This window comes from Nocardia yamanashiensis, assembly GCF_021183565.1.
Classification (GTDB): Bacteria; Actinomycetota; Actinomycetes; order Mycobacteriales; family Mycobacteriaceae; genus Nocardia; species Nocardia yamanashiensis.
This window is the reverse complement of record NZ_CP089226.1, coordinates 7,494,271-7,509,615: the sequence shown is the minus strand read 5'-3', so window position 1 is coordinate 7,509,615 and position 15,345 is coordinate 7,494,271. Positions and strand designations below refer to the sequence as shown.

Genomic DNA, 15,345 nt, shown 5'->3' with positions numbered 1-15,345 from the left:
TCCGCTCCGCTCAGTCCAGAACGAGACGGCCGCGAACTTTGGGCGTGACGGTAGAAGACGAAGTGCGGCAGAAGGTTTGCCTATGGCAGCGCGGAAATCGACACGCGCGCACCCCCGAATGAGCGAACCGAGCAAGAGTCGCCGAACACGCGCCAGCGACTAAATCGCAACCCCCGTTGACGACACCGGTTTTCGGTGTCGTCGTTACTTCTGGTTGTAGAAACCGTTTTCGGCGATGCGGCGGCGCTCCTCGGCGGAGACGTCGACGTCGGCGGGCGAGAGCAGGAACACCTTGGTGGCGACCTTGTCGAACGAACCACGCAGGGCGAAGGCGAGTCCCGCGGCGAAGTCGACCAGGCGGCGGGCGTCGGAGTTGCTCATCTCGACCAGATCCATGATCACCGGGGTGCCGTCGCGGAACCGCTCGCCGATGATGGCGGCCTCGGCGTAGGTGCGCGGGCGCAGTGTCGTGATCTTGGACAAGGGGCCTCCGTCCTCGAAGATCTGCGAACGGCGCGGCGCGGGCTGCTCCAGCCGGCGCTCCTCCATCCGCAGCTCTTCCATGCGCCGCTCGGCCTCGGTGTCGACGGCCAGGGCGCCGCGGGTCGCTCCGCGCATGCTCGGCGCGCTGCCGCCCATGCTGCGGGTGCGGCTGGAGGGCGCGGTGTCGATGCGGGTGGGGCGGCGCGGCGGCTCGTAGCGATCGTCGGCGTCGTAGCCGCGCTCGCGCTCGTCCGCGTAGTCGTCCCGGCGGGACACGCTGTAACCCGGCTTGTACGGCGCCTTGTAGGACGGCTCGGCGTACGCCGGCTCGTCGTCGTAGCGCTCGTCGGAGTACCGGTCGTACTCGCGATCGGCGTAGGAACGGGGGGCACGACGCTGGCCACGCTCGTCGGCACTCCGGGCGGGTCCACTCACTCCGCGGTCGTCGACGTAATCGTCTTCGTAATCCTCGAGCGGAACCATCCCGAAGTACGCCTTGAACTTATGCAGCGTGCTCATCTGGTCGACCTTCCTTCGGCCCCGGTTGGCCTGGGGTGTTGTCCTGCTCAGACCTCGTCTGTCACCAAGCATATGTTTCAAATGTGACTGATGAGGTTTCTTTGCTACGCCGAGGTTATCGGTCGCGCGCCCATCAACGCGGTTCCGACACGCACGCACGTCGATCCGTGGCGGATCGCGGCCTCCAAATCGTTCGACATACCCGCCGACAGCTCCGTGGCCTGGGGATGTTCCGCCAAAAGAGAGGTATGGAGCCGGGCGAGTTGCGCGAACGCGGCGTCCGGCTCGGCATCCAGCGGCGGGATCGCCATCAAGCCTCCGAGCTGCAACGATGCGGCGGTCTCCACCTGATCTGCGAGGGCCAGCAACTCCGCTTCGTAGGCGCCGCCGCGGGCCGGGTCGGCGTCGAGGCTGACTTGCAGCAGCACCCGCAGCGGGGTGTCGCGCTCCCCCGCGTCCAGGGCCGCTCGGGCGCCGGCGTCCAGGGCACTTGCCAACCGGTCGGAATCGACCGAATAGACCGTATTTGCCCAGCGTGCAACGGATTTCGCCTTGTTACGCTGGAGGCGTCCGATAAATTCCCAGCGCACTCGAGACAGGTGGCGCAACTGCGCCACCTTGCCCGAGGCCTCCTGCTCACGGGACTCCCCGAACTCGCGCAGCCCCAGGCCATAGAGGATCTCGATATCCGAAGCGGGGTGGAACTTGGTGACCGGCAGCAGCCGGACCTCGCCGGGTGCACGCCCGGCGGCCCGGCACGCAGCGTCGATGCGAGCGGTGAGGGCACGCAGCGAACCGGCCAGTTGCTCGGCCCTTTCCCCTTCGAAAGTGACCTGCGCCTCGTTCGCCATCTCGGAACCCCTTGCGGTGACTCCGTTTTCGGTCATTCTGCGGTTCCTTCCGATGCCATCCAAATCACACCGGCGAGTCTTCCAGTCGGCGCGCCGCGCCGATGGCTGAACAGCGTCTTGTCCTCGATGGTGCACCGCGGATCCATGGCCACCGCCGCAGCGCCCGCCGCCTCCAGCTGCCGCCGGATCCCGGCCCGCAGATCCAGCCCCGGCGTCCCCTTGGCCGTGGTGGTCGCGCTTCCCGGCAGATGCGCCTCCACGTCCGCGCGCATGGCGGCGGGCACCTCGTACTGGCGACCGCTGGCCGCCGGTCCCAGGAACGCGCCGATCCGCTCGGGCTTCGCCCCCACCGAAACCATCGCCTCCAGCACCCGCGGCACGATCCCGATCCGCGCCCCGATCCGCCCCGCGTGCACCGCCGCGATCACCCCGGCCTCGTCGTCCGACAAAAGAATCGGCACGCAATCCGCGGTGAGCACCACCAACGCCAGATCCCGCTGCGTGGTCACCAGCGCATCCGTGGCAGGAACCGGCTCCGCCCGCGGCCCGTCCACGATCTCCACATTCCGCCCGTGAATCTGCTCCATCCACACCAGCCGCTCGAACGGCAGCCCGATGCTCTCGGCCAGCCGAACCCTATTGCGCCGCACCGCCTCCGGATCGTCCCCCACGTGATCACCGAGATTGAACGAGTCGTAGGGAGCCTGCGAGAACCCGCCCGTCCGGGACGTCACCACTCGTCTGGTCCGGAAAACCGGTGCCGCTGAAGTCATACCTACGAGGGTAGTGGTGAACTCCGGGCAACTCCCACCTGGCGGGCGTGGCACTCGTCATGCGACGGGCGCGGCGGCGCCCGGAAACGGCCGTGCCCGCCCCGGATGGCGGGGCGGGCACGGCCTATGCGAAATCCCTATGGGCGCTGGAACTTACCGGCGCATGAAGGGCGGGACGTCCACCTCGTCGTCATCGTCGGAGGGCTGGATGTGCTCGCGGGAGTTGTGCTGGACCGTCGGCTCGACCGGGCGGGCCGGTTCGTAGGACGGGGCCGGGATGCGGGAGACCGGGGCCGGGGCGGGCTCCGGGGCGCGGACGGGTGCCGGTTCCGGGGCGCGCGAGGTGAATTCGGTGCGCGCGGAGCCGACCTCGCCGGCGACGGCGCGGGCGGTGCTCGTCGAGGAGGAGGGCAGGCGGCCGACGGCGGGTTCGATGCGGCGGGCCGGACCGCTGCCGTCGAAACCGGCGGCGATGACGGTCACCCGGACCTCGTCGCCGAGCGAGTCGTCGATGACGGTACCGAAGATGATGTTGGCTTCGATGTGGGCGGCTTCCTGCACCAGGGAGGCCGCCTCGTTGATTTCGAAGAGGCCGAGGTCGGAGCCGCCGGCGATGGAGAGCAGCACGCCGTGGGCGCCGTCCATGGAGGCCTCGAGCAGGGGCGAATTGATCGCGGCCTCGGCGGCTTTCACCGAGCGGCCCTCGCCGCGGGCGGAGCCGATGCCCATCAGGGCCGAACCCGCGCCGGACATGACGGACTTGACGTCCGCGAAGTCGACGTTGATCAGGCCGGGGGTGGTGATCAGGTCGGTGATGCCCTGAACACCGTTGAGCAGCACCTCGTCCGCGGAGCGGAAGGCGTCCATCAGCGAGACGGCCGCATCGCCCAGCTGCAGCAGGCGGTCGTTGGGGATGACGATGAGGGTGTCGCAGGATTCGCGCAGCGCCTGGATACCGGCCTCGGCCTGGTTGCTGCGGCGCTTGCCCTCGAAGGAGAACGGGCGGGTGACCACACCGATGGTGAGCGCGCCGAGCTTGCGGGCGATGCTGGCCACCACCGGCGCGCCGCCGGTGCCCGTGCCGCCGCCTTCACCGGCGGTCACGAAGACCATGTCGGCGCCCTTGAGCACCTCTTCGATCTCGTCCTTGTGGTCCTCGGCGGCCTTGCGGCCCACCTCCGGATCGGCGCCGGCACCGAGACCACGGGTGAGTTCCCGGCCGACGTCGAGCTTGACGTCGGCATCGGACATCAGCAGAGCCTGCGCGTCGGTATTGACCGCGATGAACTCGACTCCCTTGAGTCCCTGTTCGATCATTCGGTTGACGGCGTTCACGCCGCCGCCGCCGATACCGACGACCTTGATCACAGCAAGGTAGTTGTGCGGGGGCGTCATTCGCGTTCGCCTTCCTTCGATCCAAAAAGCTTGTCGTCTTCGGATACTCGCCGTTACGCGACCCGTTTGGTCTCGGTCCGGTAAACTCTCAACCATAGGTTCAGCGTTATGTCAAGTATCCGACTGGTGCCGAACGGTATTCGCAGCCACCGCGTTACGGGCGCAGGCGCGCCGAACGCAGTACCAGAATCTTGTGTGATTCGGCTCGTCCGGCCCACTTGCGCATCGTATCGTGGACGGTTGCCCTCCGGTGCCGGGATCGGAACCAGCGGTGACTTTCCGGCAAGCCACCGAAATTTCCGGCGGCCCAATGGGTATCGCTCACTTTACCGTGACCAGATTCGGACTCGAAATGTCGAACACCTTGCCGTCCTGGGTCAGCACCGGCATCACGACCGCCGCCTTACGCGCCGAGTCCGCTACCCCACCCCACAGCACGGTACGCCCGTCGCGCAACTCGAGAGCAATATCGGAGGCCGAGCGCGCGATGATCCGTTCCACCAGGACGCGCAGATCCGGTGGGGCGGCGGCGATCACGGCTACGGCCGCCTTGGTCACCGGGTCGGCGCCGCCGGGATGCTCGGTGACCAGTTTGGGCAGGCTCGGCGAGGGCGGTTCGATGGCGAATTCCACGGCGTCGCGATCGAGCAGATGGGTGCCGTCGGGGCTGTCGAAATAGGCCACCGCGACCCGTTCGTCCACCGTCACTTCGACACTGGACGGGAAGACCCGCTGCACGCGGGCGGACCGGACCTTGGGCAGGGCGGCGACGCGTTCGGCCATGGCATTGGTGTCCAGGCGCAGCATGGACAGGCCCTCCGGAACCTCGAGCGCGGTCAGCACTTCCTGTTCCGGAACCGTGGACAGGCCGTCGACGCGGACCGTGCTGACCGAGATCACCGGCGTGAACCAGGCGACCAGTCCGAGCGCGATCACCACCACGACACCCGCGGCGATGCCCAGGCGCACCCGCCCGGACCGTAAGGCATTGCCGAGCCGCGATTCTCGGGGCGCGCGGCCCCGGCGCAAGCGGGCGCGCCGGGCCGCCGCGGATTCGGCCGCGGCGGCGTCAGCGGAGTCCGCGACCCCCGCGCGCCCGGAATCCGTTTCGTCCCAATCGTCCTCGTGACCGGATTTGCTGTCCGCTCCCCCACCCGGGCTCATCGGTCACCGCCCGTGTGAGGTTCGTGCCCGCAGCCCGTCCAGAATCTGGCTGCCCAGCATGGTCACATCGCCCGCGCCCATGGTGATCACCACATCGCCGGGCCGAGCCAGCGAACCGACCTGTTTGCCGACGCGCGACATATCCGGCTGATAGTGCACGGGTTTGGTGACCGCATTGGCCACCAGCGCGCCGTTCACGCCCGGCAGCGGTTCCTCGCGCGCGCCGTACACATCGAGCACCACGACCTCGTCGGCGAGCGAGAGGGCCGCGCCGAACTCGGTCGCGAAAGTGGCGGTGCGGCTGTACAAGTGCGGCTGGAAGACCACGATCACCCGGCCCGGCCGCGACCGCGCACCGTCCCGGGCTTCCTGCGCGACCAGTTCGGCGGCGGCGGACAGCACCGCGCGCACCTCGGTCGGATGGTGCGCGTAATCGTCGAACACGCGCACGCCGTTCTCGCGCCCGGTGAGCTGGAAGCGCCGGTGCACGCCGCCGAAACCCTCCAGGCCCTGGATGATTTCGTCGATATCGGCTCCGGTGGCGCGGGCGGCCAGCAGTGCCGCGAGCGCGTTGAGCGCCATGTGCCGCCCCGGCACCGACAGCCGCAGCCCGCGCGGCGCGGCCTCGTCCGAGAGCTGGAACACCGCATTGCCGCCGACATCGCGCGGCTCCCAGGACAGCAGCCGCGCACCGACGGTGATGCCGGCTTCGGCGAAATCGCCCGAGCCGTAACCGATCACCTCGATGCCGCGCGGATCCCCGGCCAGCCGCGCCGCCGAGCGCCGCGCCAGTCCCAGCGAACCCGGATCGTCCAGGCACACCACCAGTTTGCCGCCCGGTTCGAGCCGGTCCACGAAATCATCGAAGACCTGCACGTACGCCTCGTCGGTCCCGAAGAAGTCCAGGTGATCGGATTCGATATTGGTCACCACCGCGACGTCCGGCGCGTACTGCAAGAGCGAGCCGTCGCTCTCATCGGCCTCGGCCACGAAGATCCCGCCGGTTCCGTGATGGGCATTGGTGCCCGCCTCGTTCAGCTCGCCGCCGACCGCGAACGACGGATCCAGCCCGCAGTGCTGCAAGGACACCACCAGCATCGACGTGGTGGAGGTCTTGCCGTGCGTCCCCGACACCAGCAGCGTCTTGTGCCCCTGCATCAGCTCGGCCAGCACGGCGGGCCGCAGCAGCACCGGCAGCCCGCGCTTGTGCGCCTCCACCAGTTCGGGATTCGTCTTCGGAATGGCCGCGTAGGTGGTCACCACCGCGGTCGGCCCGCCCGGCAGCAGATCCAGCGCACTCCCGTCGTGCCCGATCCGCACCTGCGCCCCGCGCGCCCGCAGCGCCAGCACACCCCGGCTCTCCTTGGCGTCCGATCCGGACACCAGCCCGCCGCGCGACAACAGGATCCGCGCGATCCCGGACATGCCGGCCCCGCCGATCCCGATCATGTGCACGCGCTGCAACAACTCCGGCAGATCGGTCTGCTGATCGACCGCCGTCCGCTCGATATCGGCCGCGTCGGTCATCGACCCTCCACCTCCATTACTCGCAGGGTTCCCGTTGTCATCGGCCCGCCACCTCCATCGCGATGCGCGCGACCGCGTCGGCGGCGTCGCGGTGGCCCGCGTCGGCGGCCGCACGGCCCATCGTGGTCAGCCGGTCAGGATCCATGAGCAGCGGTATCACCTCGTCGATCACGTATTTCGGAGTCAGCTCCGCGTCCGCGACGATTCTGCCACCGCCGGCGGCGACCACCGGACGGGCGTTGAACTCCTGTTCGCCGTTGCCGTGCGGGAGCGGGACATAGCACGCGGGCAGGCCGACCGCGGACACCTCGGCCACGGTCATCGCGCCGGAGCGGCAGATCACCGCGTCGGCGGCGGCGTAGGCCAGGTCCATACGGGAAAGGTAGGGCACGGCAAGGTATTTGGCGGCACCGGCTCCGGGTGTCGCGCGCAAGTCGGCCGTGCGGGGGTGCTTGGGGCCGTGCGCGTGCAGCACCGAGATCCCGGCGGCGGCGAGTTGCGGGGCCGCGCCGGAGACGGCTTCGTTGATGCTGCGGGCGCCCTGGGAGCCGCCGAAGGCGAGCAGTACCGGGCCGTCGGCGGGCAGGCCGAAGTGGGCGCGGGCCGCGGCGCGCAGGGCGGCGCGGTCGAGGGCGGTGATGGTGGAACGCACCGGGATGCCGATGATTTCGGCGTCGGCACGGCCCGCGGCGCGGACACCGGAATCGGGTGCGGCGGCCAGTACCCGGGTGGCCAGGCGCGCGCCGACCCGGTTGGCGATGCCCGCCATGGCATTGGCCTCGTGCAGTACTACGGGGACCCGCTTACGGGTACGGCGCAGACCGCGTCCGGCGGCCAGGTAGGCCGGGAGCGAGACGTAGCCGCCGAAGCCGATCACCACGTCGGCGTCCACCGCGTCGATCACCTCGCGGGTGCGGCGGACCGCGGCTCGGATGCGGCCCGGCAGGCGCAGCAGGTCGGCGGTGAGTTTGCGGGGCAAGGGAATCGGCGGGATGAGTTCGAGGGAGTAGCCGCGGGCGGGGACGAGGGTGGTTTCCAGGCCGCGGTGGGTGCCGAGCGCGGTGACCCGGATGGCGGGATCGCGGCGGCGCAGCGCGTCGGCCACGGCGAGGGCGGGTTCGATGTGGCCCGCGGTGCCCCCGCCGGCCACGATCACCGACAGGGGCCGGGTCGCGGGCACTGGGAGGCCGGCCGCCGTCACCTCGAATTACCTCGTTCTCTCGCGTGATTGACCGGATAGCTGGGTTCCCAGGCCCGGGTGCTGCGCCAGGATTCGGTGGAGCGGCTGGAGCGGCGGGCCGAATCCGAATCTATCGAGCGGCGGCCGCCGTTGTCCGATCCGCCCCGGCCGCGTCCGGTGGGCGGCAGCGCGCGGCGTTGCGGGGCCGGTTTGACCTTGGGCTTGGCTTTGGCCTTGGCGCGGGCGCGGGAGGCCTGGGCCCGTGCGGGGGAATACATTTCGGGCTTGGGCAGCCGGAGCATGCGGCTGACCCGCCCGTCCTGCCCGGCGTGCAACGCCGCCACCGCCTCGGGTTCGTGGCGGGCGGCATTGGCGATGATGCCGAACATGAACAGGGTGATGGCCAGCGAGGAACCACCGGCCGAGACCAGCGGCAGCTGCAGGCCGGTGACGGGCAGCAGGCCGACCACGTAGCCGACGTTGATCAGCGCCTGGCCGGTGATCCAGGTGGTGGCCGAGGCGGTCAGCAGCCGCAGGAACGGGTCCACCGAACGGGTGGAGATGCGCAGGCCGGTGTAGACGAACAGCGCGAAAAGGCCGAGCACCAGCGCACATCCGAGGAATCCGAGTTCCTCGCCGATGATCGCGAAGATGAAATCGTTGTGCGCATTGGGCAGATAGCTCCACTTGGCCCGGGACTGCCCGAGCCCGCGGCCCCAGATCCCGCCGTCCGCAAGCGAATACAGCGCCTGCCGCGACTGATACCCGATGCCCTGCGGATCCTCACCGGGGTTGAAGAAGGCACGCATGCGGTCGGACCGGTACCCGGCCGACAGGGCCAGGATGGCCGCCGCCACCGCGCCCGAGGCCGCGATGGTCACGAACATGCGCAGCGGCAGCCCGCCGAACCACAGCAGCGACGACAGCACGATGCCGAGCGCGATGGTGGTGGACAGGTTGGGCTCGAGCACGACCAGGAAACACACCAGCAGGCCCGCGGGCACCAAGGGCATGAGAATTTCCTTGTACCCGGCCTTTTCGCTCTGCCGTGAGGCCAGCAGATGCGAACCCCACACCACCAGCGTGATCTTCACCAGCTCCGAGGGCTGCACCGACACCAGCCCGAAGTCGAACCAGCGCCGCGAACCCTGCACCTCCGAGCCGATACCGGGGATGAGCACCAGCACCAGCGCCACCACCGACAGCGCGAACACCGGGAACGACAGCCGCCGCATCACCCGCAGCGGAATCCGCAGCGCGATGTAGAACAGCACGGCGCCGAACACCGCGAACACCGCCTGCTGCACGAACAGCTTGTAGGCCGATCCACCGCCGGCGTAGGACTCGACGCTGGAGGCGGACAACACCATGACCAGCCCGAGCACGGTGAGCAGCACCGCGATCGCCACCACCAGATGGAAGGAGGCGAGGGGCCGGGCCAGCCAGGCCCCGAACCAGCTCATGCCGGTGCGGCGCGCGGCCGGACCCGAGGCCGTTTTCACGGCACGCCGCGGCGTGGAACTCCCGGCGTGCCGTGATGCGGTCATTGCGGTCTCCCGATGTCCTTCTCGTCCAGGGCCTGCACCGCCGCCGCGAAGCTGCGGCCGCGGTGCGTGTAGTCGGCGAACATGTCCAACGAGGCCGCGGCCGGAGCCAGCAGCACGGTGTCGCCGCGAGTGGCGTATCCCGCGGCCACGCGCACGGCGCGGGCCATCACCGCTTCGGGCTCGACTTCGGTGAAGGGATCACCCATTCGAGCATCGTCCCCCGAATTCAGCTCCACCACGGGGACATCCGGCGCGTGTCGCGCGAGTGCGGCGGCGATCACGGCGGCGTCCGCGCCGAAGAGCACGGCGGCGACGAGATGCTCGCGCACCTCTTCGACGAGGTCTTCCACGCCCGCGCCCTTGAGCTGTCCGCCCGCCACCCAGATCACCGACTGGTGCGCCAGGATCGAGGAACGGGCGGCGTGCGGGTTGGTGGCCTTGGAGTCGTCGACGAATTCGACGCCGGCGAGTTCGCGCACGAAGGCGGCGCGATGCGGGCCGACCTTGTGCTCCTGCAGCCCCTCTTTCACGAACTGCGGGGCCACGTCGATGGACCGGGTGAGCGCGGCGGCGGCCAGGGCGTCGGCCACACCGGCCGGGCCCTGCGGGCTGATATCGCCGGTCTCGGCCAGGATGGCGGCCTTGGTGAAGGCGCGATCGAGGAGCTTGCCGTCCACCACGCCCAGTTCGCCGTCGGCGGGCACGCCGATGCGGAAGCCGACCGTGCGGCGCGCCTTGGACTTACGCGCCAGCGCGGCGGCCACCTGATCGTCGAGGCCGACGACGCCGACCCGACCGGTCAGCGCCCGCGCCTTGGCGGCGGCATAGGCGTCGAGCCCGCCGTGCCAATCCAGGTGATCCTCGGCCACATTCAGCACCACGCCCGCTTCCGGGCGCACCGACGGCGCCCAGTGCAGCTGGAACGAGGACAGTTCCACGGCCAGCACCTGCGGTCCGGGATTGCGGCGCAGCGCGTCCAGGATGGGCAGCCCGATATTGCCGCAGGCCACGCTGGGAATCCCGGCGGCGCGCAGAATCGAGTGCGTCATCTGGGTGGTGGTGGTCTTGCCGTTGGTGCCGGTGATCACCAGCCACTTGCGGACCGGCCCGTAGATGCGCGCCTGATCCACCCACCACGCGAATTCCACGTCACCCCAGACCGGAATGCCCTCGGTGACGGCGGAAACCAGCACCGGTGAATCCGGCCGCCAGCCCGGGCTGGTGATGACCAGCGCGAAGCGTTGCAGCGCATCGGGTTCCAGCAGGTCCTGGGCGGTGGCGGTGGCCAGCCCGAGTTCGGCGGCCTCGGCCAGGGCCTTGCCGCCGCCGTCGGTCACCACCGGGCGCGCGCCGATGTCCTGGAGCGGCTCGATCAGCGAGCGCCCGGAAACACCCCAGCCGGCCACGAGAACGTCACGGCCGCGCAGGAATTCGAGCATGGGTCCCGGCGAACGCAGGACCCGCGGAGCATGTTCGACCATCGTCCTATCACCCGACCGCTGAGAGGTATTCGCTGTAGAACAGGCCCAGGCCGATCGCCGATGCCATACCGGCCAGCAACCAGAACCTGATGATCACCGTGGTTTCGGCCCAGCCACTTAACTCGAAGTGGTGGTGGAAGGGCGCCATCTTGAACAATCGATTGCGGGTGGTCCGGAACACCGCCACCTGCAGGATCACCGACGCGGCCTCGGCCACGAACAGCGCGCCGATCACGATCATCAGCAGTTCGGTGCGGGTGGTGATGGACAGGCCCGCGAGCAGACCGCCCAGCGCGAGCGAACCGGTATCGCCCATGAAGATCTTGGCGGGCGCGGCATTCCACCATAGGAAGCCGATACACGCCGCGCCGCCCGCGGCGCACACCAGCGCCAGGTCCAGCGGATCGCGCACGTTGTAGCAGCCGCCGGCCACGTGGGTGGAGCAGGCATTGCGCCACTGCCAGAAGGTGATGATCATGTACGCGCCCAGCACCAGGCTCATCGAACCCGCGGCCAGGCCGTCCAAGCCGTCGGTGAGGTTGACCGCGTTGGACCAGGCCACCACGACCAGCGACACGAACAGCAGGAAGATGATCACGCCCATGGACAGGGTGGTGATATCGCGGGCGTAGGACAGCTTCCGGCTGGCGGGGGTGAGCCCGTCGGCATTGCGGAACTGCAGCGCCAGCACGCCGAAGATGATGGCCGAACCCAGCTGGCCGATGTACTTGCCCGCCGCGGTCAGGCCTAGATTGCGCTGCTTGCGCAGCTTGATCATGTCGTCCAGGAAGCCGACGCCGCCCAGCGCGGTGGCCAGGCCCATCACCAGCAGACCCGAGGCCGAGGGGCCGGGCTCGCCGTAGCTCATCGAGATCAGGTGCGAGCCCAGGTAACCCGCCCACATGCCGGCCAGGATGGCCACGCCGCCCATGGTCGGGGTGCCGCGCTTGGCCTTGTGGCTCTCCGGGCCGTCGACCCGGATCTCCTGGCCGAAGCCCTGTTTGGCGAAGTAGCTGATCACGGCGGGCGTGAGCAGGATGGAGACGGCCAGCGCGATAGCGGCCGAGAGCAGAATCTGGGTCATCGGGCGGCCTCCTGCTCCGCACCGGTCAGATGTTCGGCGACCGCCCACAGTCCAACGGACTTGGAGGCTTTCACCAGCACCACGTCACCGGGTTCGAGTTCTTCGTCGAGCAGTTCGATGGCGGACGCGATATCCGGCACGTGGACGGCTTCGTCGCCCCACGAGCCTTCCTGCACGGTGCCTTGGAAGAGGGCGCGCACGGGGCGGCCGGCGCCGACGACGACCACGCGGTCGACATCCAGGCGCACCGCCAGGCGGCCGATCTTGTCGTGTTCGAGCACGGATTCGTCGCCGAGTTCGCCCATTTCGCCGAGTACGGCCCAGCTGCGGCGCGGGGTGTCGCCGGCCTTGGACATGGTGACCAGCGCCTTGAGGGCGGCGCGCACCGAATCCGGGTTGGCGTTGTAGGAGTCGTTGACGACGGTGACGCCGTCGGCGCGGGTCCGCACGTCCATGCGGCGCGCGGAGACCGGCTTGGCGCCAGCCAGGGCGGCGGCCACGGTGGCGAGGTCCGCGCCCTGGTCGATGGCGACCGCGGCGGCGGAGAGGGCATTGCCGACCTGGTGTTCGCCGTGCACTGCCAGCTGAACCGCGATGGATTCGCCGTTGGCGTGCAAGGTGAATCGCGCGCGGGCCTGCTCGTCCAGGGTGACGTCGGTGGCGCGGATATCGGCGTTCGAGGCCAGGCCGACGGTGACCACACGGGCCTTCGTCCGCTCGGCCATCTTGGCGACCAGGTGATCGTCGAGGTTCAGCACCGCCAGGCCGTCGGCCGGAAGGGCTTCCACCAGTTCGCCTTTGGTCTGCGCGATCACCTCCTGGCTGCCGAACTCGCCCAGGTGCGCGGTGCCCACGTTCAGCACCACACCGGCGCGCGGCGGCGCGATCTCGGTGAGCGCCTTGATGTTTCCGGGTGCGCGGGCCGACAGTTCGAGGACCAGGAACTTGGTCTCGGCATCGGCGCGCAGGGCCGTCCACGGATGTCCCAGCTCGTTGTTGAACGAGCCCGGCGGGGCCACCACGGGTCCCAGCGGGGCCAGTACAGCCGCGAGCAGATCCTTGGTGGAGGTCTTGCCGGAGGAACCGGTCACGCCGACCACGGTCAGGCCGTTCGCCACCAGGCGATCCACGCTCGCGCGGGCCAGCTTGGCGAGCGCTTCCAGGACCGCGGCCCCGGAACCATCGGTATCGGCGGCCAGGGCGATAGCGCGGCTGGCGTGCGGACGCGGCGCGACCACCACGGCGGGCACCCCGACCGGGCGCGCGGCCAGCACCGCCACCGCGCCCTGTTCGATCGCCCGGGCCGCGAACTCGTGGCCGTCGACGCGTTCACCCGGCAGCGCCAGGAACAGATCACCGGAACCCACACGGCGCGAATCGAATTCGGCCTGTCCGGTGACCTTCGCCTCGGGGTCGGGGACGTCGTGCAGCGTGCCGCCCACGACCTCCGCGAGCTCCCGCAGAGTCATCTCGATCATGAATGCGTCAGGTCCCTCGTCTTTCGCGACAGGGCTGCCACGAGCACCTCGCGGTCGTCGAACGGATACTTCACGCCTGAAATCTCCTGCCCTGTCTCATGTCCCTTGCCCGCGACCAGCACCACGTCACCGGGGCGGGCCCAGTCGACGGCGGTTTCGATCGCGGCGGCCCGATCCCCGACTTCCCGGACCTCCCCGCGCTCGCCGTCCGGGAGCTCGACGGCCCCGGACCGGACCGCGGCGCGAATGCTCGCCGGATCCTCGCTGCGCGGATTGTCGTCGGTGATGATCAGCAGGTCCGCTCCGCGCGCCGCGGCCGCGCCCATCAGAGGACGCTTCCCGGCATCGCGGTCGCCGCCCGCGCCGACCACCACCGCCAACCTCCCCTCCCCCTTCTCAGTGAGCAACGCACGCAGCGTGGCCACGACCGATTCGATCGCGGCCGGCTTGTGCGCGTAATCCACCACGGCCAGAAAATCCTGCCCCTGGTCCACCCGCTGCATGCGACCGGGCACGTCGACCGCGCCCAGCGCCGCCGCAGCGGAAGTCTCGTCCACGCCCGCCGCCGCGCACACGGCGACGGCCAGCAGGCCGTTGGCGATGTTGTACGCCCCCGGCAGCCGCAGGCGTACATCCACCTTGCCGTGCGGGCCCGCGGCGGTGAACTCCTGGGTGCCGGCGGGACCCTCGGCCGATGCGGTGACGGTCCAATCAGCCTGTGCGCCAACAGTAGTCGCAACGGTCAGCAGGCGGCGCGGCGCATCCCCGGCGGCGGTCGCCCGGGCGGCATCGGACGGCAGATCGCCGGCGATCTCGTCGGCCAGGCGGCGGCCCCACTGATCGTCCACGCAGATCACCGAGGTGCGCGCGGCCACCGACGGGCGGGGCGAGGCGGCGCTGTCCGGGCCATCGGGGATGAAGAGGCGGCGCTTGGCGGCGAAGTAGTCCTCGAAGTCGGAGTGGAAGTCGAGGTGGTCCTGCGAGAGGTTGGTGAACGCGCCGACCGTGAAGTCCACGCCGTCCACCCGGCCCAAGGCGAGGGCGTGGCTGGAGACCTCCATGACCACGGCGTCCACGCCCTGCTCGACCATGAGCGCGAACATGGCGTGCAGCTGCGGGGCCTCGGGGGTGGTGAGCGCCGAGGGCACCCGCACCCCGCCGATGCGGGTCTCGATGGTGCCGATGAGCGCGGTGCGCAGCCCGGCGGCGGCCAGTCCGGCCTCGACCAGGTACGACGTGGTGGTCTTGCCCGAGGTGCCGGTGATGCCCACGATGCGCAGTTTGCGAGAGGGATCACCGTAAAGAGCGGAGGACAACTCGCCGAGCACCGCGCGCGGCGTGTCGTGCACCAGCACCGGCACGCCGAGCTCACCGGCGATCTCGGCGCCGGCCGGATCGGTGAACACCGCGACCGCGCCGCGCGCCACCGCGTCGCGGGCGAACCGCGCGCCGTGGGCCTTCGCGCCCGCCAGTCCGGCGAACAGGTCACCCGGCCGAACCGCGTTGGAACGCTGCTCGATACCGGTGACCACCACCTCCTCCCACGCTGTCACCTGCGACGACGCGAGGCGGGCTCCCGTCAGCTCGGCCACCGTGGGCAAGCCGGTCGGCTGCGGGGTGGCGGGCCGGAGCACCTGCGGCTCGCTCGAGTTTCCGCGGGGCGACTCTGCCGAATCTCCGCGGGGCGGCGACTGCGCGGGCACGAAGCTCCTCTCCGGGATGGTGGTCTTATGCCGATTCCGAGTATTGGGACTCGGATCGACGTGTCAGGTTACCTGTGTTCGATCGCCGCGCAGTCGGCACGGCGCAGTTCGGTCACCCGCCCGTTCCCACGGCGGGCGCGGCGGGGGTCACATCCATCGC

General features: G+C 69.9%; 12 protein-coding genes. All 12 read right to left on the bottom strand.

Annotated features, from left to right (window positions below):
- Window positions 1-204 precede the first annotated feature (204 nt).
- Window positions 205-1,002, bottom strand: coding sequence for a cell division protein SepF (locus LTV02_RS34545; protein WP_067717346.1), 798 nt, complete (start codon window positions 1,000-1,002; stop codon window positions 205-207).
- A gap of 104 nt (window positions 1,003-1,106) precedes the next feature.
- Window positions 1,107-1,853, bottom strand: coding sequence for a YggS family pyridoxal phosphate-dependent enzyme (locus tag LTV02_RS34540; RefSeq protein ID WP_067717349.1), 747 nt, complete (start codon window positions 1,851-1,853; stop codon window positions 1,107-1,109).
- Window positions 1,854-1,885: 32 nt separating this feature from the next.
- Window positions 1,886-2,626, bottom strand: a complete 741-nt coding sequence (gene pgeF, locus LTV02_RS34535; RefSeq protein ID WP_233035777.1) for a peptidoglycan editing factor PgeF — start codon at window positions 2,624-2,626, stop codon at window positions 1,886-1,888.
- Between the two features lie 153 nt (window positions 2,627-2,779).
- Window positions 2,780-4,021, bottom strand: coding sequence for a cell division protein FtsZ (gene ftsZ, locus LTV02_RS34530; RefSeq protein WP_233035776.1), 1,242 nt, complete (start codon window positions 4,019-4,021; stop codon window positions 2,780-2,782).
- Between the two features lie 321 nt (window positions 4,022-4,342).
- Complete coding sequence (locus LTV02_RS34525; protein ID WP_332909546.1) at window positions 4,343-5,185, bottom strand: cell division protein FtsQ/DivIB; 843 nt, start codon at window positions 5,183-5,185, stop codon at window positions 4,343-4,345.
- A 3-nt stretch (window positions 5,186-5,188) separates the two neighbouring features.
- Window positions 5,189-6,712 carry a UDP-N-acetylmuramate--L-alanine ligase gene (murC, locus tag LTV02_RS34520; RefSeq protein ID WP_408639304.1) on the bottom strand — a complete coding sequence of 508 codons (1,524 nt, stop codon included), beginning with the start codon at window positions 6,710-6,712 and terminating at the stop codon, window positions 5,189-5,191.
- 37 nt (window positions 6,713-6,749) lie between these two features.
- On the bottom strand, window positions 6,750-7,913 hold the full coding sequence (gene murG, locus LTV02_RS34515; RefSeq protein ID WP_233035775.1) for an undecaprenyldiphospho-muramoylpentapeptide beta-N-acetylglucosaminyltransferase: 1,164 nt from the start codon (window positions 7,911-7,913) through the stop codon (window positions 6,750-6,752).
- Window positions 7,910-9,439: a putative lipid II flippase FtsW gene (gene ftsW / locus LTV02_RS34510; RefSeq protein WP_408639303.1), complete on the bottom strand. Its 1,530-nt coding sequence runs from the start codon at window positions 9,437-9,439 to the stop codon at window positions 7,910-7,912. Before ftsW ends, murG begins: the two co-directional genes overlap by 4 nt.
- The gene (gene murD / locus LTV02_RS34505) at window positions 9,436-10,878 is read right to left on the bottom strand and encodes a UDP-N-acetylmuramoyl-L-alanine--D-glutamate ligase (RefSeq protein ID WP_067717748.1); all 1,443 of its coding nucleotides are present in this window, start codon (window positions 10,876-10,878) and stop codon (window positions 9,436-9,438) included. The genes ftsW and murD overlap by 4 nt, the downstream gene beginning before the upstream one ends.
- Before the next feature lie 49 nt (window positions 10,879-10,927).
- Complete coding sequence (gene mraY / locus LTV02_RS34500; RefSeq protein ID WP_067717361.1) at window positions 10,928-12,004, bottom strand: phospho-N-acetylmuramoyl-pentapeptide-transferase; 1,077 nt, start codon at window positions 12,002-12,004, stop codon at window positions 10,928-10,930.
- Window positions 12,001-13,482, bottom strand: a complete 1,482-nt coding sequence (locus LTV02_RS34495; protein ID WP_233035774.1) for a UDP-N-acetylmuramoyl-tripeptide--D-alanyl-D-alanine ligase — start codon at window positions 13,480-13,482, stop codon at window positions 12,001-12,003. The genes mraY and LTV02_RS34495 overlap by 4 nt, the downstream gene beginning before the upstream one ends.
- A complete protein-coding gene (locus LTV02_RS34490) occupies window positions 13,479-15,185 on the bottom strand; it encodes a UDP-N-acetylmuramoyl-L-alanyl-D-glutamate--2,6-diaminopimelate ligase (protein WP_408639302.1) in 1,707 nt (568 codons plus the stop codon). The genes LTV02_RS34495 and LTV02_RS34490 overlap by 4 nt, the downstream gene beginning before the upstream one ends.
- Window positions 15,186-15,345: the final 160 nt, after the last annotated feature.

What these genes read in the sequence shown, in the direction of transcription:
- LTV02_RS34545 (WP_067717346.1), bottom strand. Translation starts at nt 1,002, where the DNA reads ATGAGCACGCTGCATAAGTTCAAGGCGTACTTCGGGATGGTTCCGCTC.
- LTV02_RS34540 (WP_067717349.1), bottom strand. Translation starts at nt 1,853, where the DNA reads ATGGCGAACGAGGCGCAGGTCACTTTCGAAGGGGAAAGGGCCGAGCAA.
- pgeF (WP_233035777.1), bottom strand. Translation starts at nt 2,626, where the DNA reads ATGACTTCAGCGGCACCGGTTTTCCGGACCAGACGAGTGGTGACGTCC.
- ftsZ (WP_233035776.1), bottom strand. Translation starts at nt 4,021, where the DNA reads ATGACGCCCCCGCACAACTACCTTGCTGTGATCAAGGTCGTCGGTATC.
- LTV02_RS34525 (WP_332909546.1), bottom strand. Translation starts at nt 5,185, where the DNA reads ATGAGCCCGGGTGGGGGAGCGGACAGCAAATCCGGTCACGAGGACGAT.
- murC (WP_408639304.1), bottom strand. Translation starts at nt 6,712, where the DNA reads ATGACCGACGCGGCCGATATCGAGCGGACGGCGGTCGATCAGCAGACC.
- ftsW (WP_408639303.1), bottom strand. Translation starts at nt 9,439, where the DNA reads ATGACCGCATCACGGCACGCCGGGAGTTCCACGCCGCGGCGTGCCGTG.
- murD (WP_067717748.1), bottom strand. Translation starts at nt 10,878, where the DNA reads ATGCTCGAATTCCTGCGCGGCCGTGACGTTCTCGTGGCCGGCTGGGGT.
- mraY (WP_067717361.1), bottom strand. Translation starts at nt 12,004, where the DNA reads ATGACCCAGATTCTGCTCTCGGCCGCTATCGCGCTGGCCGTCTCCATC.
- LTV02_RS34495 (WP_233035774.1), bottom strand. Translation starts at nt 13,482, where the DNA reads ATGATCGAGATGACTCTGCGGGAGCTCGCGGAGGTCGTGGGCGGCACG.